Raw genomic sequence first — 25,574 nt, forward strand, 5'->3', positions numbered from 1 at the left:
CGTGGCCGACTGGCGCCGTGGGATGGCCGGTCGGCGGCAGCGACCAGACCGCATCGGTCCCTAGCGTTCCCCGCATGACGATCACCCCCTCCTACCAGGTCGTGAAGGTGCTGGAAGCGGCGGCGCAGCGCGCGCTTCGGCTGGAGTTCGGCTTCCTCGGCACCGAGAACCTGCTGATCTCGCTGATCGACACCATCGGACCCGGCCGCAAGCTCGGCGTGAAGTCGCTGCGGGCCCAGGCGATGGCGCGGGGGGCCGAGCACTGGGCCGACGACGACGGTGGCGTCGTTCCCGAGGCTCATCCGGACGTCACGGCGTTGCTGAACGTCGCCTGCGACCGCCTGGTCATCGAGACCGTGCCGCCCGTCAGCCGTGCGCTGGAGGAGTGTCTGCTCGCGGCGGCCGCCCGGGCCGGCGACGGCGTGCTGACCACGACCCACCTCTCCCTCGCGTTGCTGGAGCAGGGTTCCGGACGTGCCGCCGACCTGTTCGTGCTGCGCGGAGTGGACGTCGACGCGATGGCCGCCGCTGTGCGGGCGGATGCCGCGCGAACCCACGCGGAGGTCGAGGAAGCGCCCGCCGTGCGGTTGCTGCGCAAGGCGGGAGCGTTGGAGGGTGAGTCCGGCGGCGGGTACGTGCGCTGGCTGGTGCGGTGGGTCGCGCGCGGCCAGGGGCTGGGCGGGCCGGTGCTGACCGTCGTGCGCAACGAGGCCGGACGGCTGGCCGTGGCCGCGAGGCGAGAAGTGTCGTCTCGCGACCTGGTGGAGGCGGTGCTGGCGGTCGACCGCCAGTTGACGGTGGCAGGCAGGAGGCTGAAGCCGGAGTTCGAGTCGGGCGGGGCGGCGGCGTTGCGCGAGGCGGGGATCGACCTGGCCGCGTTGCCCGTCAGCGGCGGCAAGGTGGAGCGTGCGATGGAACGGGCGAAGCTCGTCGCCGCCCGGCGCGGAGACGCGGTCGTGGGCACCGCGCACCTGCTCGTGGCGCTGCGCGACGACCCGGCGGACCCCGTTGCGGAGGTGCTCGCCGGTCTTGGCACTGAGATGTAGGTCGCGTCCCTGGGGACTAGCGGGGCTGCCTGCGGGTATTCTTCTCGGGTAGTCGCTGAACTCAGGCGGGAGAGACCGGGTTTCGAGCCCGGCGCCGAAGGAGCAAGTCCCTCCCCGGGAACCTCTCAGGCATCCAGGACCGCCGAGCGAGACGCCTCTGGAAAGTGGATCACCAGGATTTTTCTGGGGATCCCGCCGACGGTGAAAGCCCATCCTTACCGGTGGGTGAACCTCTCAGGCGCCCTTCGGGGTACGGACAGAGCGGGGAGGGCACCAGGACACGTGTGCCCGCAGCCCCCGGAGGCGTTTGATGACGCAGGACCGCATTCCGCTCGCAGCTCTCGAGCACGGCACCCCGTTCGCCGACCGCCACGTCGGTCCGCGCCCCGCCGAACTCGCGCGCATCCTCGACGTCATCGGCGTCGGGTCGCTCGAGGAGCTGGCGCAGCACGCGGTGCCTTCGTCGATCCACGAGCGCGATCTCGTGCTGGACCTGCCCGACCCGGCCACCGAGACCGAGGCGCTGGCCGAACTGCGTGAGCTCGCCTCGCGGAACCGCCCGATGACGCAGATGATCGGCCTCGGCTACTACGACACCGTGACGCCGGGCGTGATCCTGCGCAACGTGCTCGAGTCGCCCGCCTGGTACACCGCGTACACGCCGTACCAGCCGGAGATCTCGCAGGGCCGTCTCGAGGCGCTGCTGAACTTCCAGACCATGGTCGGCGACCTGACCGGCCTGCCGACCGCGAACGCGTCCATGCTGGACGAGTCGACCGCCGCCGCCGAGGCGATGACGCTGGTGCGCCGCGCGGGCAAGTCCAAGTCGAACAAGTTCGTCATCGACGCCGACACGCTGCCGCAGACGCTGGCCGTCATCGAGACGCGCGCCGAGCCGCTGGGCATCGAGATCGTCGTCGCCGACCTGTCGCAGGGCATCGAGGGCCTGGGCCTCGGCGGCGACTTCTACGGCGTACTGCTGTCCTACCCCGGCGCCTCCGGTGTCGTGCGCGACCAGGCCGCGTTGATCGAGGAGATCCACGCCGCCGGTGCGCAGGCCGTCGTCGTCGCCGACCTGCTGGCGCTGACGCTGCTGCGCGCGCCGGGCGAGATCGGCGCGGACGTCGTCGTCGGCACCACGCAGCGCTTCGGCGTGCCCATCGGCTTCGGTGGCCCGCACGCCGGCTACATGGCCGTCCGGTCCGGCCTGGAGCGTCAGCTGCCCGGCCGTCTGGTCGGTGTCTCCGTCGACTCCGACGGCTCGCTGGCCTACCGCCTCGCGCTGCAGACGCGTGAGCAGCACATCCGCCGTGAGAAGGCCACGTCGAACATCTGCACCGCGCAGGTTCTTCTGGCCGTGATCGCGTCCATGTACGCCGTCTACCACGGTCCCGAGGGCCTGCGGTCGATCGCGACCCGCGTGCACCGCCTGGCCACCGTGCTCGCCACGGGCCTGTGCGAGGCCGGTCTCGACGTCGTGCACGGCGAGTTCTTCGACACCGTCCAGGTCCGCGTCGAGGGCCAGGCCGCCGCTGTCGTCGAGAAGGCGCGTGAGGCCGGCATCAACCTCCGCAAGGTCGACGACGACGTCGTGGCAATCGCTTGCGACGAGAAGACCACGCGCGCGCACATCGTCGCCGTGTGGAACGCCTTCGGTGTCACCGGGTCCGATGTGGACGCGATCGACGCCGACACCGCCGACGGCATCCCGGGCGACCTGCGCCGCACCTCGGACTACCTGACGCACCCGGTCTTCCACGCGCACCGCTCCGAGACCGCGCTGCTGCGCTACCTGCGCGCGCTGTCCGACAAGGACGTCGCGCTGGACCGCAGCATGATCCCGCTGGGCTCGTGCACGATGAAGCTGAACGCCACCGCGGAGATGGAGTCCATCACGTGGCCGGAGTTCTCGACGCTGCACCCGTTCGCGCCCGCCGAGGACGCCGCCGGTCTGCTGAAGATCGTGTCCGACCTGGAGGAGTGGCTCGCCGAGGTCACCGGCTACGACGCGGTGTCGTTGCAGCCCAACGCCGGTTCGCAGGGTGAGTTCGCCGGTCTGCTGGCGATCCGCGCCTACCACCGCGCCAACGGCAACGCCGACCGCGACGTCTGCCTGATCCCGTCGTCCGCGCACGGCACCAACGCCGCGTCCGCCGTCATGGCCGGCATGCGCGTCGTCGTCGTGAAGTGCGACGACAAGGGCAACATCGACATGGGCCACCTGCGTTCGACGGTCGCCGAGCACGCCGACGACCTCGCCGCGATCATGATCACCTACCCGTCGACCCACGGCGTGTACGAGGACACCGTCCGCGAGGTCTGCGGCCTGGTCCACGACGCGGGCGGCCAGGTGTACGTCGACGGCGCGAACCTCAACGCGTTGATCGGCCTGGCCCGCTACGGCAAGTTCGGCTCGGACGTCTCGCACCTGAACCTGCACAAGACGTTCTGCATCCCGCACGGCGGCGGTGGCCCCGGCGTCGGCCCGATCGGCGTGAAGTCCCACCTCGCCCCGTTCCTGCCGAACCACCCACTGCAGCCGACCGCGGGACCGGCCACCGGTGTCGGCCCGATCTCCGGCGCCCCGTGGGGTTCCGCGTCGATCCTGCCGATCTCGTGGGCGTACGTGCGCATGATGGGCGGCGACGGCCTGCGCCGCGCCACCCTGACCGCCGTGGCGGCCGCCAACTACGTCGCACGGCGCCTGGACGAGCACTACCCGGTCCTCTACACCGGCGAGGGCGGCTTCGTGGCCCACGAGTGCATCCTCGACCTGCGCCCGATCACCAAGGCCACCGGCGTGACGGTGGACGACGTGGCCAAGCGTCTCGCCGACTACGGCCTGCACGCCCCGACCATGTCGTTCCCGGTCGCCGGCACCCTGATGGTCGAGCCGACCGAGTCCGAGGACCTGGCCGAGATCGACAGGTTCATCGACGCCATGATCGCCATCAAGCACGAGATCGACCGCGTCGGCGCCGGCGACTGGCCCGTCGAGGACAACCCGCTGCGCAACGCCCCGCACACCGCGGCCTGCGTGACCGTCGGCGAGTGGAACCACCCGTACACCCGCGAGGAGGCCGTGTACCCGGCCGGTACCGGTGCTCCGAAGATCTGGCCGCCCGTCCGCCGCATCGACGGCGCGAAGGGCGACCGCAACCTGGTCTGCTCCTGCCCGCCGCTCGAGGCGTACAGCAGCTGATCTAGGGCTGGTGAAACGGGCGCACTCGGGGGTGCGCCCGTTTTTCTACGCTCCGACCGGGCAGGCCTCGTCGCCGCAGTTCTCGTCGGCGCTGATGCCGGGCTTGTTCACGTCGTGCTCGAACGCGAAGTGGAAGCAGTCGGGATGCATCCGCTCGAACAGCTCGAAGTCTTCCCGTTCCAGCTCGACCGTCTCGCCACACCGCTGACACGTCTGTTCTTCTGACACGCGCAAATGGTCTCACCCGCGCCGTGCGAACAGGACCGCGCCGTCGTCGCCGAGCAACCACTGCGCCTCCACGGTGAACCCGGCCTCCCGCAGCCATTCCGCCACCCGCTCGGGCTTGCGCAGATGAACGTGCACGCGCATCGGATGCCCGCCGTAGCCCTGCGTCTTGAGCCGCGTCTCGTCGCCGACGTGGAAACCCACCTGCAGCAACCCGTCCGGCCGCAACGCGTCCCGGAAGTGCCCGAACACCACGGGCACGAGCTCGTCGGGAACGTGGATCAGCGACCACCAGGCGATGATCCCGCCGACCTGCTCGCCGAGCGGTTCGGTCATCGACCCCACCTCGAACCGCAGCCCGGGGTGGGTGCGCCTGGCCAGTTCGATCATCGCGGGGGAGAGGTCGATCCCGAACGCGTCGACGCCGAGGCCGTGCAGGAGCGCCGTGATGGTGCCGGGCCCGCAGCCGACGTCCGCGACCGGCCCGCGCACCTCCTCCGCGAACAACCGCAGCGCCGCCCGCAGGTGCGGGAGGCCGTCCAGGAGGTGGTGCGTCTGCTCGGCATAGCTGACCGAGACCGTGTCGTAGGAGTCGCGGGTGTCCGCCAGCCAGTCGCTCACGCCGAGGGAAGTTACTCCTCGAACGGCTCCGGCCGGTGCCGCCCGAACAACGCCAGCGCGGCGATCCACACGTCCGGATCGCCGTCCCAGTCCAGAGCTTTGATCTGGTCGGCCGACCGCCGCCCGCCGATGGCCCGCATCAGCTCGAACGACGTGGTCCGCAACGTCCCGGCCGGCTCGCCGTGCCCGAGCACGCGGTCCCCGTGCTCCAGCGTGATCCGCAACGCCGGCACGTCGTTCTCCCGCATCCGCTGGTCGAGCTGCTGCAACGGCCGCACCAGCGCCGACCGCACCTCCACGCCGTCCCGATCGCCAGGAACCCCCAGTGCCGCACGGAGATCGTGCTCGTGCGCGATCACCTCGGACACCAGGATCGGCCCCATCGGCGTGTCGAACAACGGCTGCGCCAGCGCGAGGTTCGCCTCCCACTCGGCGAAGGCGTCCTCCAGCGAGTTGTCCTGGCGGTCGCGGACCTGCCGTTCACCCCACTCGCCCGACTCGACACCGTCGAACCGGCGGTCCACGAAGTCGCGCAGACCGCCGGCGAGGTGCGCCACCACGTCCTTGACCGACCAGCCGGGCGTCGCCGCCACGGGCGTCTGCGGATCACGTCCCTCGACCAGTGAGGTGATCCGGGCCTTGGCCGCGTCGTAGATGGGGGCGTTGGTCATGCTCAGACCTCGTACTCCAGGGTGTAGGTGCCGCTGCCATCCTCCGCCCAGTCCACCGTCACCGCACCTCGCGCGTTCAGGTACTTCCCGGTGCCGTCGACGATCTCGATGACGCCCTCCACAGAGGACCGGTACGCGCCGACGTGCCGCAGCACCAGCGTGCCCTCGTCCGCCACGATCTCCTCCAGCGCGGTCGTCCACGCCACGTCGTCGCCGTAGTACATGAGGTACCGGCAGCTGCCGACGCCGCTGACGTCGCCTGCGTAGCCGAACTGGACGTGCGCCTCGGTCAGCTTGCGTCCCTCGACCTCCTTGTAGGACCGGCCGTCCCAGGTCTTCTCGTCCCAGCTCTTCACTTCGATGGTTCCGGTTGCCTTCATGGGGACCACTCTGCTGGCTATTCCTGACAGATCGTGTCAGGTTTGGTGAATGAAATCCGGCAGGCTCCTCCAGGTCCTCCTGCTCCTGCAGTCCAGGGGCCGGATGACGGCCGACGAGCTGGCGTCCGAACTGGAGGTCTCGCCGCGCACGATCTACCGCGACGTCGAGGCCCTGTCGGCCGCCGGCATCCCGGTCTACGCCGACCGCGGCCCGGCCGGCGGCTACCAGCTGGTCGACGGCTACCGCACCCGGCTGACCGGCCTGACCACCGACGAGGCGCAGTCGCTGTTCCTCGCCGGGCTCCCCGGACCCGCCGAAGCGCTGGGGCTGAAGGAGTTCGCGGCCGCCGCCCAGCTCAAGCTCCTCGCCGCGCTGCCGACCGAGCTGCGCGACAAGGCCGACCAGATCCGCCAGCGGTTCCACCTCGACACCCCGACGTGGTTCCGCGGCGACGAACCCACCGAGCACCTCGCCACGATCGCCGACGCCGTGTGGGAGCAACGCCGCGTGCGGATGACCTACCTGCGTTGGGGCAACCAGACCGTCGAACGCGAGGTCGACCCGTACGGGCTCGTGCTGAAGGCGGGCACCTGGTACTTCGTCGGCAGCGGCCGCACCTACCGCGTCTCGCGCGTGCTGTCCCTTCAGGCCACACCCGAGGAGTTCGAACGTCCCAAGGACTTCGACCTCGCGCGGTACTGGGCGGAGTGGTCGCTGGAGTTCGAGGCCCGCATGTACGGCGAGCGCGTCACGGTCCGCATGACGCGGTCCGGCCTCGACAAGTCCCAGTACCTGCTCAGCGGCTACCAGGCCCGCGTCATTCGAGACGCGGCACCGCAGCCGGGACAGGAGTTCGGCTTCCCCACGGAGTCGCACCGGCACGTCGTCGCTGACCTGCTCAAATTCGGTGCGGACGTGGAAGTCTTGGCACCAAACGAAGTAAGACGCGAACTGGTGGCCGCAATCAAGGCGATGCACGACGTCTACAACGATGCGAAGCTACCCGCATGGTTCCGCTGATCTCGTTGAACAACGGAGTACGGATCCCTCAACTCGGCTTCGGCGTCTACCAGGTGCCGGAGCAGCAGGTGGCCGGCGCGGTCACGACCGCCATCGAGGCCGGCTACCGCAGCATCGACACCGCTGCCGCCTACGGAAACGAGTCCGGTGTCGGCGACGCCATCGCCGGCGTCCCCGACCTGTTCATCACGACCAAGCTGTGGAACGCCGACCAGGGCCACGATTCCACGCTGCGCGCCTTCGACGAGAGCATGCGCCGCCTGCGCCGCGACGTGCTCGACCTCTACCTGATCCACTGGCCGACGCCCAAGCGCGACCTGTACGCCGACACGTGGCGTGCGTTGGAACGGCTCTACGCCGACGGCCGCGTGCGTGCGATCGGCGTGTCCAACTTCCACACCGCGCACCTGCAGCGGTTGTTCGACGAGTTCCCGACCACCCCGGCGGTGAACCAGATCGAGCTGCATCCGTTGCTGCAACAGGAAGAGATGCGCAAGGTGCACGTGACGCACCGCATCGTCACCGAGGCGTGGTCGCCGCTCGGGCAGGGCGCGTTGCTGCGCGAGCCCGACATCGTCGGCCTGGCCGAGAAGTACGGCAAGACGCCGGCCCAGATCGTGCTGCGCTGGCACGTCCAGCTCGGCATCGTCGTGATCCCGAAGTCCGTCACGCCGTACCGGATCAAGGAGAACATCGACATCTTCGACTTCGAGCTGGCCCAGGACGACATGCTCGTGATCACCGAGCTCGACAACGGCACCCGCACCGGCCCGGACCCCGACCGCTTCAACGCCGCCTGACCGGACGAGCCGCGCTCGGTCAGGCCTTCGTCGACAGCACCTGACCGAGCGCCGCCTCCACGCCGTCCACGTTCTCCACCACCGACACCGACCCGCCGGTCGTCTGCGCGATGTCCGTCAGCGCCGCCTTGTCGACGTCGCCGCCGATCGCGATGAAGCTGACCGGCAGGTCCGTCCCGTGCAGCTGCGACTTCAGCGCCGCCAGGTCGATCCCGCCGTCCGAGGTGCCGTCGGTGATCACCACGACCCGGTTGACCCGCCCGGCCACGAACCCGTCGTGCGCGGTCTCGTAACAGGCCGCGAGCGCGCTGTAGAGCTGCGAGCCCTCCGCGGTCTTGAGCGCGTCGATCGACCTGCGCAACGCGTCGCGCTTGTCCGCCACGGGTCCGGTCGCGACCAGTTGCTTGTGCGGCTTCGACCCGTCGAGGTCGCGGGCGAACTCCCACAGCCCGAACGAGCCCGACACCGATCGGTCGACCTGGCCGCGCAGGGCCGCCTTCACCTTGTCCAGCCGGGGTTTCATCGACGTGGACACGTCCGTCAGCACCGTGACGACCTGCCCGCCGCGGTCGGCAGAAGCCCAGGCCGAGGAGATCTGCTGCGTGGTCGTCGCGTCGGCGGCGACGAGGTTCTCCGTGACAGGGGACCAGGACACGCCGGGCGAGGGCGACGGGCGGTCCTGAGTGGACTCGACCCGCAAGCCACCGGCGGCCAGGATGGCCTGCTGCTTCGGTTCGGTCATGAAGTCGCGGAACGCCTGCGCCGCACGCACTTCCGCCTCACCGACCTCGCTGCCGCCCAGCGCCACGTACGGGAAGTCCGCCACCGGTGCCGGTCCGGCCGGCAGCACGCCGACCAGAGGCTTCGACGGGGCTTCCTTGCCCGTGTTGTGCTTGAACAGGTCCACTTCGGACACCGGCGTGGCCGAGAAGCCCGCCGCGTTGACCGTCGCGCTGTCGCCCAGACGCCGCAACGCGTCGCGCGTCGTCGGCGGCACCTCCGGCGGCACCGTGGCGGCGAGCTTCGTCAGCGCGGACTTCGAGGCGTCCGACCCGAGCGACTCCGGCGTGACGGGACCCACGCCACCGGCCAGTGCCGACTGGATCGCGAGCGCGGACGCCGTGTTCGCGGCCGGATCGGGCATCGCGACGCTGAACCGGCCCCAGGACTGGCCGTACTTGCTCCAGTCCGTCACCTGGGGCATGTCCGACCAGCGGAAGTCCTTCAACACCGGCGCGGCGGCCTCGGGAGCCGCGAGCAGCACCGGCGACGTGCCGACGGACTTCGGCGCCGCGCCGACCAGCTTCGCGTTCAGCGCGGACAGCCGGTTCGCCCAGAGCGTCGAGTCGGGCAGCCACGCGTGGGGCCGCTTGCCGAGCTTCGACTCGTCCCAGGTCGTCGTCAGGCCTTCCAGCACCGCGGAGGAGTCCGCGGAAGTCACTTCGATCGCGATGCAGTGGTCGTACACAACGGGCCGTGTCGCGCTGTACGCGCGCGCAACGTCCCGCACGGCCTCTGCGATGCTCGGCGTCACGGAGACGCGCAGCACCGAGTCGCCCTCGCTGCAGTTCTGGGCAATGGCCTGCGAGCGCTTGTCGAGCACGTCACCGGCCCACGAGAGTGCGAGCCAGCTGAGGCCAAGCAACACCACGAGCACGACGATGAGCACGGGCCACTTGGCGATTCCGCGCTTCACCTTCGCCCGCAGAGTGCGGTGTCGAGACATCGATCCCTCACAACTACTCAGCGGCCCCCGACGACCGCCAATCACGCTAACAGGTGAACTTCGTCAGCGAAGTGAAGTCACTCCATGTATCGACTGGCAAACGAAGATGAGCCGTTCTCGCAACGGTCGTGCCTGCTCAGCGAACTCCGCCTGCCTGCGCGCGTACTCCGCACGCCCCTCCGGCGTCTCGATCCGCACCGGCCCGTACCCGAGTCCCGCCAGGTCGTACGGTGACGCTTGCATGTCCAGTTCGCGCACGTCAGCGGCCAGTTCGAAGCAGTCGGCGACCAGATCCGACGGCGTCGCGGGCTCCAGTTTGTAGGCCCACTTGAACAGGTCCATGGTCGCGTGCAGGCACCCTGGTTGTTCGTTCAGCAACTGATCGTCGCGAGTGGGCTGCAGAGCGTTACGCGGCCGAGCGGGTGGCGTGAAGAAGCGGAACGCGTCGAAGTGCCCGCACTGGATCCGGCTCGCCTCGACCACCTGGTCCGTGCCGTCACTGCCCAGGCGCAACGGCCACGCGTTGTGCCGGACCTCCTCAGGCTGCTGCCGGTAGACCATGGCCCACTCGTGCAGCCCGAAGCAGCCCAGCCGCGCGGGCCTCGAGAGCGTCGCCGTGAGCAGTGCCTGGACGAACTCCAGCGTCTTCGCGCGCTGCCCGACAAAGCTCTCGACGTCGAGCGTGACGCCGTCTTCGGTGGCCTTGTAGTGCGGGAACTCCAGATACTCCGCGGCGTCCTCCAGGACGACCCCAGGCCCCGGATGCCACCGTTCGAGCCGCACGGGCCGATGGCTGTAGTAGGTGAAGAGGAAGTCCATCACCGGGTGCTTCTCTTTGCGAAGCTTCCGCTCCTGATGTGGCCCCGTGAACCGGCGTATGCGTGCGATGTGCGAATCGCGCAGTTCGTGCCATTGGACTCGGGACAGGACCTCCACGAGCGATTACCGTACGCGCATGGTGAAGAGCCAGGCCTCCACGGTCGCCCAGTACCTCGCCGAACTGCCTGATGAGCAGCGTGCCGAGATCGAGGCCGTGCGCGACGTCATCCTCGCCAACCTCCCCGACGGCTACGTCGAGGCCATGGACTGGGGACTGATCACCTACGGCGTGCCGCTGGAGGTGAGCGGCCCGACCTACAACAAGAAGCCGCTCCTCTACGTCGCCCTGGGCGCCCAGAAGCGCTACCACTCCGTCTACCTCACCACGGTGATGGAGGAGTTCGAGGAGTCGTTCCGCGCCAGGTGGGCGGAGACCGGCAAGAAGCTCGACATGGGCAAGGCCTGCGTCCGCTACAGGCGAGCGTCAGACCTGGCCCTCGACGTCGTCGGCGACGAGGTGGCCCGCCTCTCGGTCCAGGAGTTCCTCGACTGGCACGCCGAGAACAGGGCTAAAGCGGCGGCACGAGCCCGGTGAACGTCCGCGCGCCGGCGCAGTGCGGGCACTCCCGCCCGTTGTCCACGGTCCGAGGCGCGCCACCGATGATCGCGAGCGTCGGCGCCGCGATGTAACTCGCACCCCCGCACAGGTGGCAGACCGTGCGCGGCTCAGGCGTGACGGCGAAGAGGTCGTCCGGGTCTTCCTCGTCCTCGAAGTCGTCGTCCTCGGCGAACTCGTCCTCGTCGTCCTCACTCATGCCGCCCAACTTAGTGGGTCGGCCTCGACGCCCGCGCGCGCTCCACCCATCGCGGGTCCAGTGTTTCGAGCAGTTCGTCCTGGCGCCGGAACGCCGTGAACCGCTGCTCCTCACCCTCCACCGGATTCTGCACCGCCCACGCGTACGCCATGCTGCGCGTGACCTCGAACAGGGCCCAGTAGAGGATCTCGTCGAGCTTGCGGGTCTCCCTCGCGTACAGCCGCTGCCCGCGCTCGTAGGCCACGAGCCGGTACACCGGCCCCTCGGACACCTCGATGAACGGGTGACCGCCGTCGAAGTTCTCGAACCCGATCATCCAGGTGGCGCCGACCTGCACCCTCAGTGCTTCCAGTCGCGCCGCGAGGTCGGTCACGCCGCCGACTCCGGTGCGCGGGTCAGCGACTCCGCCGTCGCCTCCTCGCCGCACGCCGCGCACACGACGCGTGGCTCCAGCACGGCGCCGCACGAGTGCTGGTACACGAGCGGGAGGGGGCCCTGCGTCACGTAGGTGTCGCCCCACTCCTTGAACATCAGCAGCACGTTGTGCAGCGCACGTCCCGCGTCCGTCAGGTGGTACTCGTGCCGCGGCGGGTGGTCCGAGTACTGGTGCTTTTCCAGCACGCCTGCCGCGACCAGCTTCTTCAGTCGCACGGTCAGCACGTCGCGGGAGGCGCCGGTGTTCGCGGCGATCTGGTCGAAGCGGGTGTTGCCGAAGAAGACCTCGCGCAACGCCAGCAGTGACCAGCGCTCGCCCACGACCTCCAGGGCGTTCGCCACCGAGCAGATTCGAGGTGCCATGTGACCATCCTATCAGTGAGTTGGCAAATCCAACTTACCCGGCTAACGTGAGTTGGGAAAGCCAACTTAGGAGGTAGCGATGGACTTCAACGGCGCAGCGGTGCTGGTGACCGGAGCCAACCGCGGGCTCGGCAGGGCGTTCGCGCAGGAGTTCGCGAAGCGCGGGGCGAAGGTCTACGCCGGCGCTCGCAATCCGGCGTCCGTTGTGGACGAGGGCGTCATCCCGGTCCAGCTGGACGTGACCGACGACGCGTCCGTCGCGGCCGCCGCGAAGGAGCTCGGGGACGTCTCGATCGTCATCAACAACGCCGGCGTGCTCGTCGCGGGCGAGGACGTTGACAGCATCAAGGCAGAATTCGAGGTCAACTTCTTCGGCCTCGTCCGCACGACGGACGCGTTCGCGCCCATTCTGAAAGCCAATGGCGGCGGCGCGCTCGTCAACGTGCTGAGCATCCTGTCCTGGGTCGGACGTCCGGCCTGGCGCGGGTACGCGGCGTCGAAGGCCGCGGGCTGGTCGCTCACCAGGTCGACGCGGGAAGCGTTGCGGGAACAGGGAACCAACGTCATCGGAGTGCACGCCGGCTTCATCGACACCGACATGGCGGCGGCCCAGACCGGACCGAAGGTCAGCCCGGAGGATGTCGTTTCCCAAGTGCTGCAAGCGATTCAGAATGGTGATGAGGAAGTACTCGCCGACGACCGCACCCGTGCGGTGAAGGCCTCACTGGCCTCTTGAGACGGTCGGCCTGCACACGTGAGCCCGTCTCGGAACTAGGTGTTCCCCCTGAGCGCCCGGCGTAGGTTTCCGCCGCATCCAACCGCTGCGGGAGCGTTCTCCTGATCGCATCCGCCTGGGGCGCTTAGGGGAACAGTGATGCTCAACAGACGAGGTGTGCTCGCCGCGGGCGGAATCGCGGCGGGTGTGTTCGGGGTGCCGAAGCTGCTCGCGCCGGCCGAGGGGCACGAGGACACGACGCACGCCGCGCACGAGCCGGTGGCGTTCCAGGAGTCGAAGACGTTTTCGGGCACCAGACCGGAAATAGTCCCGTGGACACGCCCGATGCCCGTGCCACCCGTGCTCAAACCGCTGGTGTCCACCTCGAAGCAGGAGGTCTACCAGCTCTCGATCGAACGCACGACCGCCGAGATCCTGCCCGGCCTGCAGTCGCCGGTCATGGGCTTCGGCGGTCAGTTCGTCGGCCCGACGATCAAGGCCAAGACGGGTCGCAAGACCCTGATCCTGTTCCAGAACAAGATGGACGAGGCCGCGAACGTCCACCTGCACGGCGGCCACGTGCCGGCCGAGCACGACGGCCACCCGAGGGACCTCATCGAGCCCGGCCGCAGCCGCCTCTACCTCTACCCGAACACCCAGCAGGGCACGACCCTCTGGTACCACGACCACAGCCACGGCACCGAGGCCGCGCACGTCTACTTAGGACTGCACGGCGCCTACGTGATCGAGGACGACTCCGAAAAGGGCCTGAACCTCCCGTCCGGCGCCTACGACGTCCCGATCATGCTGCGCGACATCCAGTTCGACGACAGCGGCAACATCGTGGTCTTCGACGACCCGAGCAAGCGCACCACGGTCCTCGCCAACGGCGTGCCGCAGCCCTACTTCGAGGTCGCCGCCCGCAAGTACCGCTTCCGCCTGATCAACACTGCGAACCAGCGCGTCTTCCACCTCAGGCTGACCGGCGACAGGTTCACCCGCATTGGCTCCGACGGCGGCCTGTACGCCAACTCCGTGGAGACCGAGGAAATCCTGCTCTCCTCAGCCGAACGCGCCGACGTCGTCATCGACTTCTCGAAGTACCCGGTGGGCTCGAAGGTGACGCTGACCGACTCCGTGGGCGGCGAGATCCTCCGCTTCGACGTCGTCCGCCGCGCCTCGGACTCGAGCCGCGTGCCGGCCGTCCTGCGCCCGCTGCCCGCGCTGCCGCTGTCCACAGTGGACCGCGAGGTCGACCTGTTCTACGTCTTCAAGCCCAACGACCGGCCCGACGGCGTGATCAACGGCAAGGTCTTCGACATGGACCGCGTCGACTTCACCGTCAAACGCGGCACCACCGAGACCTGGCTCATCAAGAGCTCCGACCCGACCGGCGTCAAGCACAACTTCCACCTGCACCTGGTCCAGTTCCGCGTGCTGGAACGCGGCGGCGGCCCGCCCCACCCGAGCGACGCGGGCCTCAAGGACACCATCCCGATCACGGCGGGCGAGACGGTGAAGGTGCAGGCGACGTTCACCGGCTACACCGGCCGCTACGTCTACCACTGCCACTTCCTCGAGCACTCGTGGATCGGCATGATGGCGCAGCTCGAAATCGTGCCCTAGCGCCGCAGCTCCCACACCACGTCCACCCCGACCCGGTTGCCGATCGCGGGTTCGCGCGGCGGTGTGCGGCGGTCGATCTCGGTGAACCCGAGGCGTCGCGGCACACCGCTGCTCGCGACGTTGGCCTCGTCGTGCCAGATCTGGATCCTGCGCACGCCGTCCAGCGCGAACGCGAACTCGACCAGCTCCGCGGTCGCCGCCGTGGCGTGGCCCTGTCCGGTGTGCGCCGGATGAAGCCAGTAGCCGATCTCCGCGAGATCGTCCTGATCGGTGCGCTCCGCCCCCGCCACCCCGGCGATGGCGCCGTCGACGGTGATGGCGTGGTGGAACAACGTCCCGCGCTCCCAGCCGTCCGCGGCGATGCGCAGAAACCCTTCGGCGGCCGCCAGGTCGTAGTCGCCGACGGCCCACGGCATCCACAGCCGCAGATGCGGGAGCGACTCCGTGATCACCTGAAGCAGCTCCGCAGCGTCGGCGTCACTCAGTCTCCGAAGCTTCATGCGTCACTTTGTAGCGCAGGTGCGTGACGGAGGCGCTCTCATTACCCCCCCGCGTCGATGGCCTGCCGCGCGACGTGAAGTGCTCGTTGTCCTCCAACGACACGGTGTGCACGCCCATCGGGTGCCGACCACCACACCGGGCTCAGCCGATGGGGTCGGGCAGCCTCGTCACCTCGTAGTCGCAGTCGAGGACGTCACCGGTCGCCGGGTCACGCAGCTCGACGCGCCACTTCGACGCGAACTGGTCGACACCGTGGTGCATCGGGATCGTGCCGGACAGCAGCACGGTGCCGGGCTTGAGCAGGCCGAGTTCGCGCAACCGCTCCACCCAGTACTGCGGGGTCAGCAGCTCGGCGAGGGTGCCGCGCTGGATCTCCACGCCGTCCGCCCACGCGGTGAGCTCGATCGCGTCGATCCGGTCCGCCACCTCGGACAACCGCCACGCCTTGCGGCCCAGCACGTCCGGGCCGGCGTTCTTGCTCCACGCGACGCCGTGCACTTCCAGCGCGCGGTCCGTGTGGTCGCATGCGACCGTCAGCAGGACATCTGAACCTGCTTCGAAATCATTGGGGACGACGAGCGCCCACTCGGCCTCGCCGGACGTCTTGCCGTGCTGCGCGGGAACCGTCGAGGTCTGCTGCGCGAGGTACGGCGAGACGGGGTAGAGGCTCGGCGTCACGGACGGCGCCGGCACGCCCAGCTCGGCGAGTTCGCGCACGTGAGCGGCCACGTCGTCCTGGCTTCGACCTGCGTATCCGCCGTTCAGCAAGGTCGTCACGGCGATCTCGGCGGTGCTGCCGTCGGGAAGATCGAACTGCAGCGTAGCGAGCTGTGTACGAGCGGTAGACATCCAGTACTCCTTGCGCATACGAGTTGTATACAGGCAGTATTACGCCATGCCGCCTGACTCTGCAACGACAGCAACACCACAGGACGTACCTCGTTCAGCCCTGGTACGGGCGTTCGTGGCCTCGCTCTCCGGTACCGCCCTGGAGTGGTACGACTTCGCGATCTACAACGTCGCCGCGGCCGTCGTGCTCGGCCCGTTGTTCTTCCCCAGCGAAGAACCGCTGACCGCGACATTGCTCGCGTTCTCGACGTACGCCGTCGGCTACCTGTCCCGGCCGCTGGGCGGGTTCCTGTTCGGCCGGCTCGGCGACAAGATCGGCCGCAAACGCGTGCTCGTCACGACGTTGCTGATCACCGGTATCGCGACGCTGCTCATCGGCCTGTTGCCGACGCACGCCGCGATCGGTCCCGCGGCCGGCGTGCTGCTCGTGCTGCTGCGGTTCGCGCAGGGCGTCGGCCTCGGCGGCGAGTGGGGCGGCGCGGTGCTGCTGTCCAGCGAGTACGGCAATCCGAAGCAACGCGGCTTCTGGGCGTCGGCCGCCCAGATCGGCCCGCCCGCCGGCAACCTGATGGCGAACGGCGTGCTGGCGCTCCTCGGCGTCGCGCTGTCGGACGAGGCCTTCATGTCGTGGGGCTGGCGGGTGGCGTTCCTGCTGTCCGCGGTGCTCGTGATCTTCGGCCTGTGGATCCGGGTGAAGCTGGAGGAGACCCCGGTCTTCAAGGCGATCGAGGCCCGCGGTGACCGCCCGACCGCGCCGATCAGCGAGGTGTTCCGCACGCAGACCCGGCCGCTGATCGCCGCCGTGCTGTGCCGCGTCGGCCCGGACGTGCTGTACGCGCTGCACACCGTGTTCGTGCTGACCTACCTCACGACCCAGCTGAAGCTGCCGCGCAACGTCGGCCTGGTCGCCGTGCTGATCGCCTCGGGCTTCCAGCTGTTCCTGATGCCGTTCGCCGGCTGGCTGTCCGACCGGGTCAACCGGCGCGGCCTCTACGCGGCGGCCGCGGTGTGCGGTGCGGTGTGGCCGTTCGTGCTGTTCCCGCTGATCGACACGAAGTCGTGGCCGCTGATCGTGCTCGGCGTCGTGGTGGGACTGGCCTTCCACGCGTTCATGTACGGGCCGCAGGCCGCGTTCATCTCCGAGCAGTTCAGCGAACGCCTGCGCTACACCGGAAGCTCGCTCGCCTACACGCTGGCCGGCGTGATCGGCGGCGCGATCGCCCCGTTGCTCTTCACCGCGCTGCTGGCCGGTTTCGGCACGTGGGTGGTCGTCGGCCTCTACGTAACGGTGGCGTGCGTGGTCACGCTGGTCGGCCTCAAGCTGGGCCGCAATCCCCAGGAAGACGGCGAGGATCAGCCCCAAGATCAGCCGTTGAGCAGCACCTTCAACGTGGTGTCCAAGTGAGCGGTGATCGCCGCGGTGGCCGCGCCGACGTCCCCGGACTCGAGCGCGGCCACGATCTCGTCGTGCTCGTCGATCACGGCCTGCTGCCTGCCGTGCGCCCGGTACAACGCGACCACACCCGCGCGCACCTGCCGTGCGCGCAACCCCTCGTAGGTCTTCGTCAGCAGCTCGTTGCCCGTCGCCGCCACCAACAGCGCGTGGAACTGCCTGTCGACGTCGATGAACTGCCGCGCGTCCTCGACCAGGAACCGCTGCTGCTCGATGAGCTCCTGCATCTGCCGCAACGGGACGGTGCCCTCGGAGATCGTGCGCTCGGCGGCGTACCGCTCGACGATGCCGCGCAGCTCCATCAACTCGCTGATCTGCCGCGAGGACAACGGCGCGACGTACGCACCCTTCTTCGGCACGAGCTGGACGAGGTCTTCGGCCGCGAGCAGCAGCAGGGCCTCGCGGATCGGCGTGCGGGAGACGCCGATCTGGTTGGCGACGTCCTGCTCGCTGATGAACCGCCCCTGCATCTCAGGGTCGGCGAGGATCGTGTCCTTGAGGAACTCGTAGGCCTTTTCTCTGCCAGACAAGCCGTCACCATCTCTAGGTGCACCCTGCATACAACATGTATACCAGAGGAGGATCATGCGCTTCGCGCTCTGCCAGATCAGCTCCACCGCTGATCCGCAGGAGAACCTTGCCACCGTCCGCGCCGAGGTAGCCGCTGCTGCTGCGAACGGCGCACGCGTCGTGCAGTTCCCGGAAGCCACGCAGTGCCGCTTCGGCGTCCCGCTGACGCCGATCGCCGAACCCCTCGACGGCCCGTGGGCGACGGCGGTCCGCGACATCGCCGACGAGCACAACGTCGTCGTGGTCGCCGGGATGTTCACGCCAGGTGAGGGAGACCGGGTCGCCAACACCACGCTCCTCACCGGCACGGGCCTGCACCTGGGCTACGACAAGATCCACCTGTTCGACGCGTTCGGCTTCCGCGAGTCCGACACCGTCACCCCGGGCGAGAAGCCGGTGACGTTCGAGGTCGACGGCATCACGATCGGCCTCGCCACCTGCTACGACGTCAGGTTCCCCGAACTCTTCCGCGCGCTCGCCACCACCGCGCCGGTCATCCTGCTCGGCGCCTCCTGGGGAGCGGGCCCCGGCAAGGCCGACCAGTGGGACCTGCTGGTCCAAGCCCGTGCCCTGGACGCGACGTCCTGGGTCCTCGCCTGCGGTCAGGCCGACCCCGACGCCGACCACGGTTCCGCCCCCACGGGAATCGGCCGCAGCGCCGCGATCGACCCGATCGGCTCCGTGCGCGAGCGACTCGGCGGAGCTCCCGGCACGATCCTGTCCGATGTGGACGTTCAGCTGGTCGACGAGGTCCGCGCGAAGCTGCCCGTGCTGGCGAACCGGAGGCTGTGATGCGCGAGGAACACGAGTTCTTCCCGGTCGAGGCGATCGACTGGCGCCCGGCCGACAAAGGCATCGCCGAACGCGTCCTGAGCCGCGACCCGGACACCTCGACCCTCACGAGGATCGCGCGCTGGGAACCGGGCCTGGAGACCCAGGACGTGATCCGCCACGACTACCACGAGGAGGTCTACCTGCTGGAAGGCGACCTCACCGACCTGACGCTGGGCAGAACGTTCCGGGCCGGCGACTTCGCGAGCCGCCGCCCCGGAATGCCCCATGGTCCCTACCGGACGGACGAGGGCTGCACGATGCTGGAAATCCGCACGGCCCCCAGCACCTAGACCCAGCGCACGTGGGTGCCGTCGCGCACGGTGCCCACGTACTCCTCCACCAGGTCCTCCAACGCCACGACACCGATCACCGTGCCGTCAGCGCCCACCGCGCGCGCGAGGTGGGACTGCGCCCGGCGCAACGCGGCCAGCGCCTCGTCCAGACGGGCGTCGACGGGCACCTCCGGCAACCCGCGGACCCGGTCACGCGGCACCGACGTCTCCGCGCCCTCCAGGTCCAGCACGTCCTTGACGTGCAGGTACCCGATCAGCCCGGCATCGGCGAGCACCGGGAAGCGCGAGAACCCGGTCGTCGCGACCACGTTCTCGATCTCACCCACGGTCGGCGTGGCCGACACCGTCGTCAGCTTCTCCAACGGCACCAGGACATCAGCGACCGTGCGCGCGGCGGACGACAGCGTCTGCGCCAGCCGCCGGTGCTCCGAGTCCTCCAACAGCCCTTCGGACCGGGACTGACCGATCAGCAACGCGAGCTCGTCCGGCGTGTAGGCCGACTCCAGCTCGTCGACCGGCTCCACGTCGAAGCGGCGCAGCACCCACCGGCCCACGGCGTTGAACAGGGCCAGCACCGGCGCGATCATCCGCGAGAACCCGTAGTGCACCGGAACCAGCCACACCGCGGCCCGTTCGGGACCGGCGATCGCGAGGTTCTTCGGCACCATCTCGCCGAGGATCGTGTGCAGCGCGACGACGATGACCAACGCCACCGCGAACGCCACACCGTGCACCACGGCCAACGGCAACCCGACGGCGCCGAGGGGCCCCTCCAGCACAGAAGCCAGCGCGGGCTCGGCGATCGCACCCAGCCCCAGCGAGCACAACGTGATGCCCAGCTGCGCGCCCGCGATCAGCAACGGCAGCTGCTGCGACGCCTTGATCGCGGTACGGGCCCGGGAAGAACCCTTGTCCGCCAACGCTTCCAGCCGGTCCCGGCGCGCGGTGATCACCGCGAACTCGGCACCGACGAAGAAGGCGTTACCGGCCAGCAGCAAAGCGATGACGAGGAAGTTCATGAGGACGACACCACCCGCAGCTCGGCCACGCGGTGCTTGTCCATCCTCATGACGGTCACCCTCCACCCGTCGACGCGAATCTCGTCGCCGACGTCCGGAATCCGCCCGAGCCGCGCCAGCACCAGACCGGCCAGCGTCTCGTAGTCGCCCTCGGGCATGGTGAACCCGGTCGCCTCGGCCACCTCGTCGTCGCGCAGCAGCCCGGACACGATCCAGCTGTCCTTGCCCAGCGAACGCACCGGCGCCGCCTCACCGCGGTCGTGCTCGTCGCGCACGTCGCCGACGATCTCCTCGACCACGTCCTCCAGCGTCACCAGCCCGGCCGTGCCGCCGTACTCGTCGACGACCAGCGCGGTCTGCAGCCCGGACGCCCGCAGGCGGTCCAGCAGGGCATCGCCCTCGAGCGTCTCCGGCACCGAGTACACGGGCCGGGTCAACGCCGACAGGGGAGTGGACACGCGCAACGCGGAAGGCACGGCGAACGCCTGCTTCACGTGCACGATCCCGCTCACCTCGTCCAGCGAGCCGTTGTGCACCGGGAACCGCGAGAAGCCGGTCTCCCGCGCCTTCAGCACGAGATCCGCGACCGACGCGTCGGCGCGCAACGCCTCGACCCGCACGCGCGGCGTCATCAGCTCGCCGGCCGTCCGGTCACCGAAGCGCAGCGACCGGTCCAGCAGCACCGCGGTGCCCTGGTCCAGCGTGCCGTGCTCCGCCGAACTGCGCACCAGCGCGCCGAGCTCCTCGGGTGACCGCGCGGACGCCAGCTCCTCGACCGGTTCGACGCCCAGGCGCCGGACCAGCCAGTTCGCCGAGTTGTTCATCCAGTTGATCAACCAGCGGAAGACCGTGGAGAACCCCGCCTGGATGCTGACCACGCCGCGCGCGGTCTCCAGCGGCTTCGCGATCGCCAGGTTCTTGGGCACGAGCTCGCCGAACACCATCGACAACGCCGTGGCGATCGCCAGCGCGAGGGCCAGCGACAACCAGTCGGCCACGGGTTCGGACACGCCCACCGCGGTGAGCCCGGGCTCGATCAGGTTCGCGATCGCGGGCTCCGCGATGTAACCGGTGATCAGCGTGGTCAGCGTGATGGCGAGCTGTGCGCCGGAGAGCTGGAACGAGAGAGTGCGATGCGCACGGTCGATGGTTCGCGCCTTCGCGTCACCGACCTCGGCGACATGGCGTTCGACGGTGCTCCGTTCCAGCGCGGTCAGCGAGAACTCCGCCGCCACCGCGATGAAGGTGCCCGCGGTCAGCGCCACGACGGCGACCAGACCGAGCACGCTCAGAAGTATTCCGGTCACCTACGCGCTCCAAGCGAGCGGATGACCGGGTTGGTATGCCAGCCAGGGCCAGACCCCATGGGGACGGCTCAACTCCTCATGACTAAGTACGTGAATAGCCAGACGAGTCTAATTGTGGGCAGTGGACGCCCTGAGCACCACCTCACCCGCCACCCGGACGGTGCGGGCCTCGTCACCCCCGGCGTCCAGCACGAGACCTGCGGCGATCTCGCCCATCTCCTCCAACGGCAGGCGCACGGTGGACAGCGCCGGAACCGTGTCGCGCAGCGTCGGGATGTCGTCGAACCCGGCGATCGAGATGTCCTCCGGGATGCGCACACCCCGTTCGCGCAGCGCCGCCATCGCGCCCATCGCCATCACGTCGGTCACGGCGAACACGCAGGTAGAGCGCGACTTCGACCCCAGCAGCTCCATCGCGGCGGCGTATCCGCCATCACGGGTGAAGGCTCCGTTGATCACCGTCGGAGGCGCGATTCCGGCGTCCGCGAGTCCCGCCTTGAACCCGGCGAGCCGGTCGCGGGCCACCACGAGCTCGGTCGGTCCACCCAATACGGCGAACTTCTTGTGCCCGAGCTCGGCCAGCGCACGGGCGAGTGCGCGACCACCCGCACGGTTGCCGGGAACGACCGTGTCGGTGCCGAGCTTCGCCTGCGACACGCACGCGACACGCCCACCCTGCTCGGTGAACGCGTCGATCTCTGCCGCGAGCCGCGACTGCGCCGCACGGTCCGTGGTGCGGGAACCGGCGAGCACCACCGCACGGGCCCGATGCGCACGCAGAGTAGAAAGCAGCTCCGCCTCACGCTCGGGACGGCGCCCGGTCGTGCCGAGGACGACGGAGAGCCCGGCGGCCTCGGCCACCCTCGTCACCCCCGCCGCGATGCACGAGAAGTACGGGTCGGTGATGTCGTGGACCACCAGCCCGACCAGCGAGCTCGAGTTGCGGGCCAACGCCTGGGCGGACGCGTTCGGCACGTAGCCGAGCTCCTCCGCGGTGCGCAGGACCCGCTCGCTCAGGTCCTCGCTCACCTGCCGCGTGCTGCCGTTGAGCACGCGAGAAGCGGTCGCCAGCGACACACCCGCCTGCTTCGCCACCTCGGCGAGCGTCACCTGTCGGGCGGACACGACCACCTCCGTCAACGTGCATGTGAGCGCTGAGACTAACTCGCGAGGAGGTTGACGGCCGTGAAGGACCGCGATTAGCGTGGCGGGAAAGCGCTTTCCAGCGCTGCTACCAGGGAGGTGCGATGGCGGTCAGGACCATTGGCGTGGCGGTCAACGGCGTCACGGGGCGGATGGGATACCGCCAGCATCTGGTCCGTTCACTGCTGCCGTTGCGCGACGAGGGCGTGCGGTTGCAGGACGGGACCGTGCTGAAGGTGGAACCGGTCCTCGTGGGCCGCAACGCCGACAAGCTCAAGGAGATCGCCGAACGGCACGACCTCGCCCACTGGACGACGGACCTCGACGCGGCGCTCGCGGACCCGTCCGTGGAGATCTACTTCGACTCGCAGGTCACGTCGAGGCATGTCGAGTCGATCACGAAGGCGCTGCGGGCGGGCAAGCACGTCTACACCGAGAAGCCGGTCTCCGACACCGTCGAGCAGGCGCTGGAGCTCGGGCGACTGGCCGACTCGCTGAACCTCCGGCACGGCGTGGTGGCGGACAAGCTGTACCTGCCGGGCATCCGCAAGCTCAAGCGGCTCATCGACGGCGGCTTCTTCGGCCGGATCCTCAGCGTGCGCGGCGAGTTCGGCTACTGGGTCTTCGAGGGCGACTGGCAGCCCGCGCAGCGCCCGAGCTGGAACTACCGGGCGCAGGACGGCGGCGGCATCGTCTCGGACATGTTCTGCCACTGGAGCTATCTGCTGCACGACCTGTTCGGCAGGGTCGAGGCCGTCACGGCGAAGGCCGTCACGCACATTCCAACCCGCTGGGACGAGCAGAACAACGCCTACGAGGCGACCGCGGACGACGCCGCGTACGGGATCTTCGAGATCGCGAACGGCGTCATCGCCCAGATCAACTCGTCCTGGTGCGTGCGCGTGCGCCGCGACGAGCTCGTCGAGTTCCAAGTGGACGGCACCGAGGGGAGTGCGGTCGCGGGTCTGCGCGAGTGCTTCGTGCAGACCCGCGCCGTCACGCCGAAGCCCGTCTGGAACCCGGATCTGCCGGTCACGCACCCGTTCCGCGAGCAGTGGCAGCAGGTGCCGGACAACGAGGAGTTCGACAACGGCTTCAAGGTGCAGTGGGCGGAGTTCCTGCGGCACGTCTACGACGGCACGCCGTTCCCGCACGACTTCCGCGCCGGGGCACGAGGTGTCGCGCTGGCGGCGGCCGGTCTGCAGTCCTCTTCGGAGGGTCGCCGAGTGGAGATCGCCGATGTCTAACCGGATCGTGTTCGCCGCGGCACACGTCGTGGCCGAGGACGAACACAGCGTCGACTGGGACGCGACTCTCGCCTTCCGGCACCACCTGTGGTCGCACGGCTTCGGTGTCGCGGAAGCCATGGACACAGCCCAACGCGGCATGGGCCTGGACTGGCCGACGGCCGCCGAGCTCATCCGTCGCAGCGCCGCCGAGAAGGCGGGACGGATCTGCGCGGGCGTCGCGACCGACCACCTCGCCGGTGAACCTGGGCTCGACGACGTGCTGAACGCCTACCTGGAGCAGCTCGACGTCGTCCAGGAGGCCGGCGCGCAGCCCGTGCTGATGTGTTCGCGTCAGCTCGCGGCGGCCGCACGTGGTCCCGAGGACTACGAGAAGGTCTACGGCACGTTGCTCGACCGCGTCAGCGAACCGGTGATCCTGCACTGGCTCGGCACCGCGTTCGACCCGAAGCTGGAGGGGTACTGGGGTACGGGCGACATCCCGCAGGCCACCCGGAACTTCCTGGAGATCATCCACTCGCGGCCGGACAAGATCGACAGCGTGAAGGTCTCGCTGCTCGACGCCGACCACGAGATCGGGCTGCGGCGCGCGCTGCCGGACGGCGTCCGCTGCTACACCGGCGACGACTTCAACTACCCGGACCTGATCGCGGGCGACGAGCAGGGCCACAGCCACGCGCTGCTCGGCATCTTCGACCCGATCGCCCCGGTGGCCGCTCGTGCGCTGGCCAAGCTGGCGGAGGGCGACACCGAGGAGTTCCACCGGATCATGGCGCCGACGGTTCCGTTGTCCCGCCATCTGTTCAGCGCGCCGACTTACTACTACAAAACAGGTGTCGTGTTCCTGGCGTGGCTGGCCGGACATCAGGAACGATTCCAGCTCCTCGGTGGCCTGGAATCCGCACGCACCGTTGAACATCTCGCCGAGGCGAAACGTCTCGCGGAGATCGCCGGCGTGATCGAACCGGAGTTCGCGGAACGGCGGTGGCGCCAATGGCTCGCCTCTCGCTGAACCAGGCCACGATCAAACGCGCGACGGTCGCGGAGGCAGTCGAAGGCTGTGCGCGGCACGGCATCGAATCGATCGGACTGTGGCGCGAACCCGTCGCGGACCACGGCCTGGAACGCACCGCCAAACTCGTCGCGGACGCCGGACTGCGCGTGTCCTCGTTGTGCCGCGGCGGGTTCCTCACGGCCGTGGACAACCGAAGCGCGATGGACGACAACCGCCGCGCGATCGACGAGGCGGCGGCGTTGCGCACCGACACGCTGGTCATGGTCGTCGGGGGAGTGCAGGCCGACAAGGACCTCATCGGCGCACGTCAGCGCGTTGCGGACGCCATCGCGGAACTGTCGGCGTACGCCGCGCAGGCGGGCGTGGTCCTGGCGCTGGAGCCGATGCATCCGGTGTTCTGCGCGGATCGCGGCGTGCTGTCGACGTTGGCGCAGGCGCTGGACATCGCCGAACGGCACGAGTCGGTCGGCGTCGTCGTGGACGCGCTGCACGTGTGGTGGGACCCCGATCTGGACGCGCAGATCGTGCGCGCGGGGCCGCACATCGCGTCGTACCAGGTGTGCGACTGGCTCACGCCCGTGCCCGCCGATGTGTTGCTCGGACGCGGTTATCCCGGTGACGGCGACATCGACCTGGACCGTCTGACGCGACACGTCGCGGCGACCGGATATTCGGGGGATGTCGAAGTGGAGATCTTCAACGCGGCCATCTGGGCGGCGGACTTCGACGAGGTGATCGAAGAGGTGACGCGCAGGTACCACGACATTGTGGAACCGGCGCTCTGACCAACGCGGGGAAGCCGGTCGTCGACGGCGGCGACGACCGACCCCGGCGTTGGTATCTATATATCTGAAAACCAGCGTTCTTTGGTCCAGATT

At 69.2% G+C, this 25,574-nt stretch carries 28 protein-coding genes and 2 riboswitches; of the genes, 13 read left to right on the plus strand and 15 right to left on the minus strand.

Going from position 1 to position 25,574, the window contains the following annotated elements; genetic code table 11:
- Nucleotides 1-74: 74 nt before the first annotated feature.
- On the plus strand, nt 75-1,046 hold the full coding sequence (locus ACH413_RS25710) for a Clp protease N-terminal domain-containing protein (RefSeq protein ID WP_360032175.1): 972 nt from the start codon (nt 75-77) through the stop codon (nt 1,044-1,046).
- A 56-nt stretch (nt 1,047-1,102) separates the two neighbouring features.
- Nucleotides 1,103-1,198, plus strand: a riboswitch (glycine riboswitch).
- A 3-nt stretch (nt 1,199-1,201) separates the two neighbouring features.
- Nucleotides 1,202-1,308: riboswitch (glycine riboswitch) on the plus strand.
- Between the two features lie 48 nt (nt 1,309-1,356).
- On the plus strand, nt 1,357-4,248 hold the full coding sequence (gene gcvP / locus ACH413_RS25715) for an aminomethyl-transferring glycine dehydrogenase (RefSeq protein ID WP_360032172.1): 2,892 nt from the start codon (nt 1,357-1,359) through the stop codon (nt 4,246-4,248).
- A 45-nt stretch (nt 4,249-4,293) separates the two neighbouring features.
- On the opposite strand, the gene ACH413_RS25720 is transcribed toward gcvP, so the two are convergent.
- Genes ACH413_RS25720 through ACH413_RS25735 form a run of 4 tightly spaced genes read right to left on the minus strand, consistent with a single transcriptional unit; the run spans nt 4,294 to nt 6,145 of the window.
- Nucleotides 4,294-4,476 (minus strand): hypothetical protein, encoded by a 183-nt coding sequence (locus ACH413_RS25720; protein WP_360032169.1) that lies wholly within the window; start codon nt 4,474-4,476, stop codon nt 4,294-4,296.
- 12 nt (nt 4,477-4,488) lie between these two features.
- Nucleotides 4,489-5,094 carry a class I SAM-dependent methyltransferase gene (locus ACH413_RS25725; protein WP_360032166.1) on the minus strand — a complete coding sequence of 202 codons (606 nt, stop codon included), beginning with the start codon at nt 5,092-5,094 and terminating at the stop codon, nt 4,489-4,491.
- Between the two features lie 11 nt (nt 5,095-5,105).
- Nucleotides 5,106-5,765: a maleylpyruvate isomerase family mycothiol-dependent enzyme gene (locus ACH413_RS25730; RefSeq protein WP_360032163.1), complete on the minus strand. Its 660-nt coding sequence runs from the start codon at nt 5,763-5,765 to the stop codon at nt 5,106-5,108.
- 2 nt (nt 5,766-5,767) lie between these two features.
- Nucleotides 5,768-6,145 (minus strand): DUF3224 domain-containing protein, encoded by a 378-nt coding sequence (locus tag ACH413_RS25735; protein ID WP_360032160.1) that lies wholly within the window; start codon nt 6,143-6,145, stop codon nt 5,768-5,770.
- Between the two features lie 49 nt (nt 6,146-6,194).
- Here ACH413_RS25735 and ACH413_RS25740 point away from each other — a divergent pair, with 49 nt between their 5' ends.
- Both ACH413_RS25740 and ACH413_RS25745 read left to right on the plus strand, forming a co-directional pair.
- A complete protein-coding gene (locus ACH413_RS25740; RefSeq protein WP_360032157.1) occupies nt 6,195-7,166 on the plus strand; it encodes a YafY family protein in 972 nt (323 codons plus the stop codon).
- Nucleotides 7,154-7,966 carry an aldo/keto reductase gene (locus tag ACH413_RS25745; RefSeq protein ID WP_360032154.1) on the plus strand — a complete coding sequence of 271 codons (813 nt, stop codon included), beginning with the start codon at nt 7,154-7,156 and terminating at the stop codon, nt 7,964-7,966. The genes ACH413_RS25740 and ACH413_RS25745 overlap by 13 nt, the downstream gene beginning before the upstream one ends.
- Before the next feature lie 19 nt (nt 7,967-7,985).
- Here ACH413_RS25745 and ACH413_RS25750 read toward each other — a convergent pair whose 3' ends face one another.
- Together ACH413_RS25750 and ACH413_RS25755 are read right to left on the minus strand one after the other, a co-directional pair.
- Nucleotides 7,986-9,692, minus strand: a complete 1,707-nt coding sequence (locus tag ACH413_RS25750) for a substrate-binding domain-containing protein (protein ID WP_360032151.1) — start codon at nt 9,690-9,692, stop codon at nt 7,986-7,988.
- A 63-nt stretch (nt 9,693-9,755) separates the two neighbouring features.
- Nucleotides 9,756-10,514, minus strand: coding sequence for a 3-methyladenine DNA glycosylase (locus ACH413_RS25755; RefSeq protein WP_360032148.1), 759 nt, complete (start codon nt 10,512-10,514; stop codon nt 9,756-9,758).
- Nucleotides 10,515-10,647: 133 nt separating this feature from the next.
- Here ACH413_RS25755 and ACH413_RS25760 point away from each other — a divergent pair, with 133 nt between their 5' ends.
- Nucleotides 10,648-11,106 carry a DUF1801 domain-containing protein gene (locus tag ACH413_RS25760; RefSeq protein WP_360032145.1) on the plus strand — a complete coding sequence of 153 codons (459 nt, stop codon included), beginning with the start codon at nt 10,648-10,650 and terminating at the stop codon, nt 11,104-11,106.
- Here the strand turns inward: ACH413_RS25760 and ACH413_RS25765 are convergent.
- Genes ACH413_RS25765 through ACH413_RS25775 form a run of 3 tightly spaced genes read right to left on the minus strand, consistent with a single transcriptional unit; the run spans nt 11,081 to nt 12,124 of the window.
- Nucleotides 11,081-11,326 carry a hypothetical protein gene (locus tag ACH413_RS25765; RefSeq protein WP_093604692.1) on the minus strand — a complete coding sequence of 82 codons (246 nt, stop codon included), beginning with the start codon at nt 11,324-11,326 and terminating at the stop codon, nt 11,081-11,083. The genes ACH413_RS25760 and ACH413_RS25765 overlap by 26 nt on opposite strands.
- Nucleotides 11,327-11,336: 10 nt before the next feature.
- A complete protein-coding gene (locus ACH413_RS25770) occupies nt 11,337-11,699 on the minus strand; it encodes an Imm63 family immunity protein (RefSeq protein WP_360032142.1) in 363 nt (120 codons plus the stop codon).
- Entirely contained in the window at nt 11,696-12,124 is a 429-nt protein-coding gene (locus tag ACH413_RS25775; protein WP_360032139.1) for a helix-turn-helix domain-containing protein, read from the minus strand. Before ACH413_RS25775 ends, ACH413_RS25770 begins: the two co-directional genes overlap by 4 nt.
- A gap of 79 nt (nt 12,125-12,203) precedes the next feature.
- On the opposite strand from ACH413_RS25775, the gene ACH413_RS25780 reads away from it, so the two are divergent.
- Nucleotides 12,204-12,860: an SDR family oxidoreductase gene (locus tag ACH413_RS25780; protein WP_360032136.1), complete on the plus strand. Its 657-nt coding sequence runs from the start codon at nt 12,204-12,206 to the stop codon at nt 12,858-12,860.
- A 138-nt stretch (nt 12,861-12,998) separates the two neighbouring features.
- The gene (locus ACH413_RS25785; protein WP_360032133.1) at nt 12,999-14,465 is read left to right on the plus strand and encodes a multicopper oxidase family protein; all 1,467 of its coding nucleotides are present in this window, start codon (nt 12,999-13,001) and stop codon (nt 14,463-14,465) included.
- On the opposite strand, the gene ACH413_RS25790 is transcribed toward ACH413_RS25785, so the two are convergent.
- Together ACH413_RS25790 and ACH413_RS25795 are read right to left on the minus strand one after the other, a co-directional pair.
- Nucleotides 14,462-14,965 carry a GNAT family N-acetyltransferase gene (locus ACH413_RS25790; RefSeq protein WP_360032130.1) on the minus strand — a complete coding sequence of 168 codons (504 nt, stop codon included), beginning with the start codon at nt 14,963-14,965 and terminating at the stop codon, nt 14,462-14,464. The two genes, ACH413_RS25785 and ACH413_RS25790, sit on opposite strands and share 4 nt — an antisense overlap.
- A gap of 142 nt (nt 14,966-15,107) precedes the next feature.
- Nucleotides 15,108-15,815: a DUF2848 domain-containing protein gene (locus ACH413_RS25795; RefSeq protein WP_360032127.1), complete on the minus strand. Its 708-nt coding sequence runs from the start codon at nt 15,813-15,815 to the stop codon at nt 15,108-15,110.
- A 46-nt stretch (nt 15,816-15,861) separates the two neighbouring features.
- On the opposite strand from ACH413_RS25795, the gene ACH413_RS25800 reads away from it, so the two are divergent.
- Complete coding sequence (locus ACH413_RS25800) at nt 15,862-17,220, plus strand: MFS transporter (protein ID WP_360032124.1); 1,359 nt, start codon at nt 15,862-15,864, stop codon at nt 17,218-17,220.
- On the opposite strand, the gene ACH413_RS25805 is transcribed toward ACH413_RS25800, so the two are convergent.
- Nucleotides 17,181-17,798 carry a GntR family transcriptional regulator gene (locus ACH413_RS25805; RefSeq protein ID WP_360032122.1) on the minus strand — a complete coding sequence of 206 codons (618 nt, stop codon included), beginning with the start codon at nt 17,796-17,798 and terminating at the stop codon, nt 17,181-17,183. The two genes, ACH413_RS25800 and ACH413_RS25805, sit on opposite strands and share 40 nt — an antisense overlap.
- A gap of 55 nt (nt 17,799-17,853) precedes the next feature.
- On the opposite strand from ACH413_RS25805, the gene ACH413_RS25810 reads away from it, so the two are divergent.
- Both ACH413_RS25810 and ACH413_RS25815 read left to right on the plus strand, forming a co-directional pair.
- Complete coding sequence (locus ACH413_RS25810) at nt 17,854-18,630, plus strand: carbon-nitrogen hydrolase family protein (RefSeq protein ID WP_360032119.1); 777 nt, start codon at nt 17,854-17,856, stop codon at nt 18,628-18,630.
- Entirely contained in the window at nt 18,630-18,962 is a 333-nt protein-coding gene (locus tag ACH413_RS25815; RefSeq protein WP_360032116.1) for a cupin domain-containing protein, read from the plus strand. Before ACH413_RS25810 ends, ACH413_RS25815 begins: the two co-directional genes overlap by 1 nt.
- Here ACH413_RS25815 and ACH413_RS25820 read toward each other — a convergent pair.
- The 3 genes from ACH413_RS25820 to ACH413_RS25830 form a co-directional block, all read right to left on the minus strand.
- Nucleotides 18,959-19,984, minus strand: a complete 1,026-nt coding sequence (locus tag ACH413_RS25820; RefSeq protein ID WP_360032113.1) for a hemolysin family protein — start codon at nt 19,982-19,984, stop codon at nt 18,959-18,961. The two genes, ACH413_RS25815 and ACH413_RS25820, sit on opposite strands and share 4 nt — an antisense overlap.
- Nucleotides 19,981-21,291, minus strand: coding sequence for a hemolysin family protein (locus tag ACH413_RS25825; RefSeq protein WP_360032110.1), 1,311 nt, complete (start codon nt 21,289-21,291; stop codon nt 19,981-19,983). Before ACH413_RS25825 ends, ACH413_RS25820 begins: the two co-directional genes overlap by 4 nt.
- Before the next feature lie 108 nt (nt 21,292-21,399).
- Nucleotides 21,400-22,416, minus strand: a complete 1,017-nt coding sequence (locus ACH413_RS25830; protein ID WP_360032107.1) for a LacI family DNA-binding transcriptional regulator — start codon at nt 22,414-22,416, stop codon at nt 21,400-21,402.
- A 122-nt stretch (nt 22,417-22,538) separates the two neighbouring features.
- Here ACH413_RS25830 and ACH413_RS25835 point away from each other — a divergent pair, with 122 nt between their 5' ends.
- Genes ACH413_RS25835 through ACH413_RS25845 form a run of 3 tightly spaced genes read left to right on the plus strand, consistent with a single transcriptional unit; the run spans nt 22,539 to nt 25,481 of the window.
- Nucleotides 22,539-23,681, plus strand: a complete 1,143-nt coding sequence (locus ACH413_RS25835; protein ID WP_360032104.1) for a Gfo/Idh/MocA family oxidoreductase — start codon at nt 22,539-22,541, stop codon at nt 23,679-23,681.
- Nucleotides 23,674-24,693, plus strand: a complete 1,020-nt coding sequence (locus tag ACH413_RS25840; protein WP_360032101.1) for a dihydrodipicolinate synthase family protein — start codon at nt 23,674-23,676, stop codon at nt 24,691-24,693. The genes ACH413_RS25835 and ACH413_RS25840 overlap by 8 nt, the downstream gene beginning before the upstream one ends.
- Entirely contained in the window at nt 24,675-25,481 is an 807-nt protein-coding gene (locus ACH413_RS25845) for a sugar phosphate isomerase/epimerase family protein (protein ID WP_360032099.1), read from the plus strand. The genes ACH413_RS25840 and ACH413_RS25845 overlap by 19 nt, the downstream gene beginning before the upstream one ends.
- The last annotated feature ends 93 nt before the right edge of the window (nt 25,482-25,574 follow it).

Source organism: Lentzea sp. NPDC020367, assembly GCF_044387305.1.
Classification (GTDB): Bacteria; Actinomycetota; Actinomycetes; order Mycobacteriales; family Pseudonocardiaceae; genus Lentzea.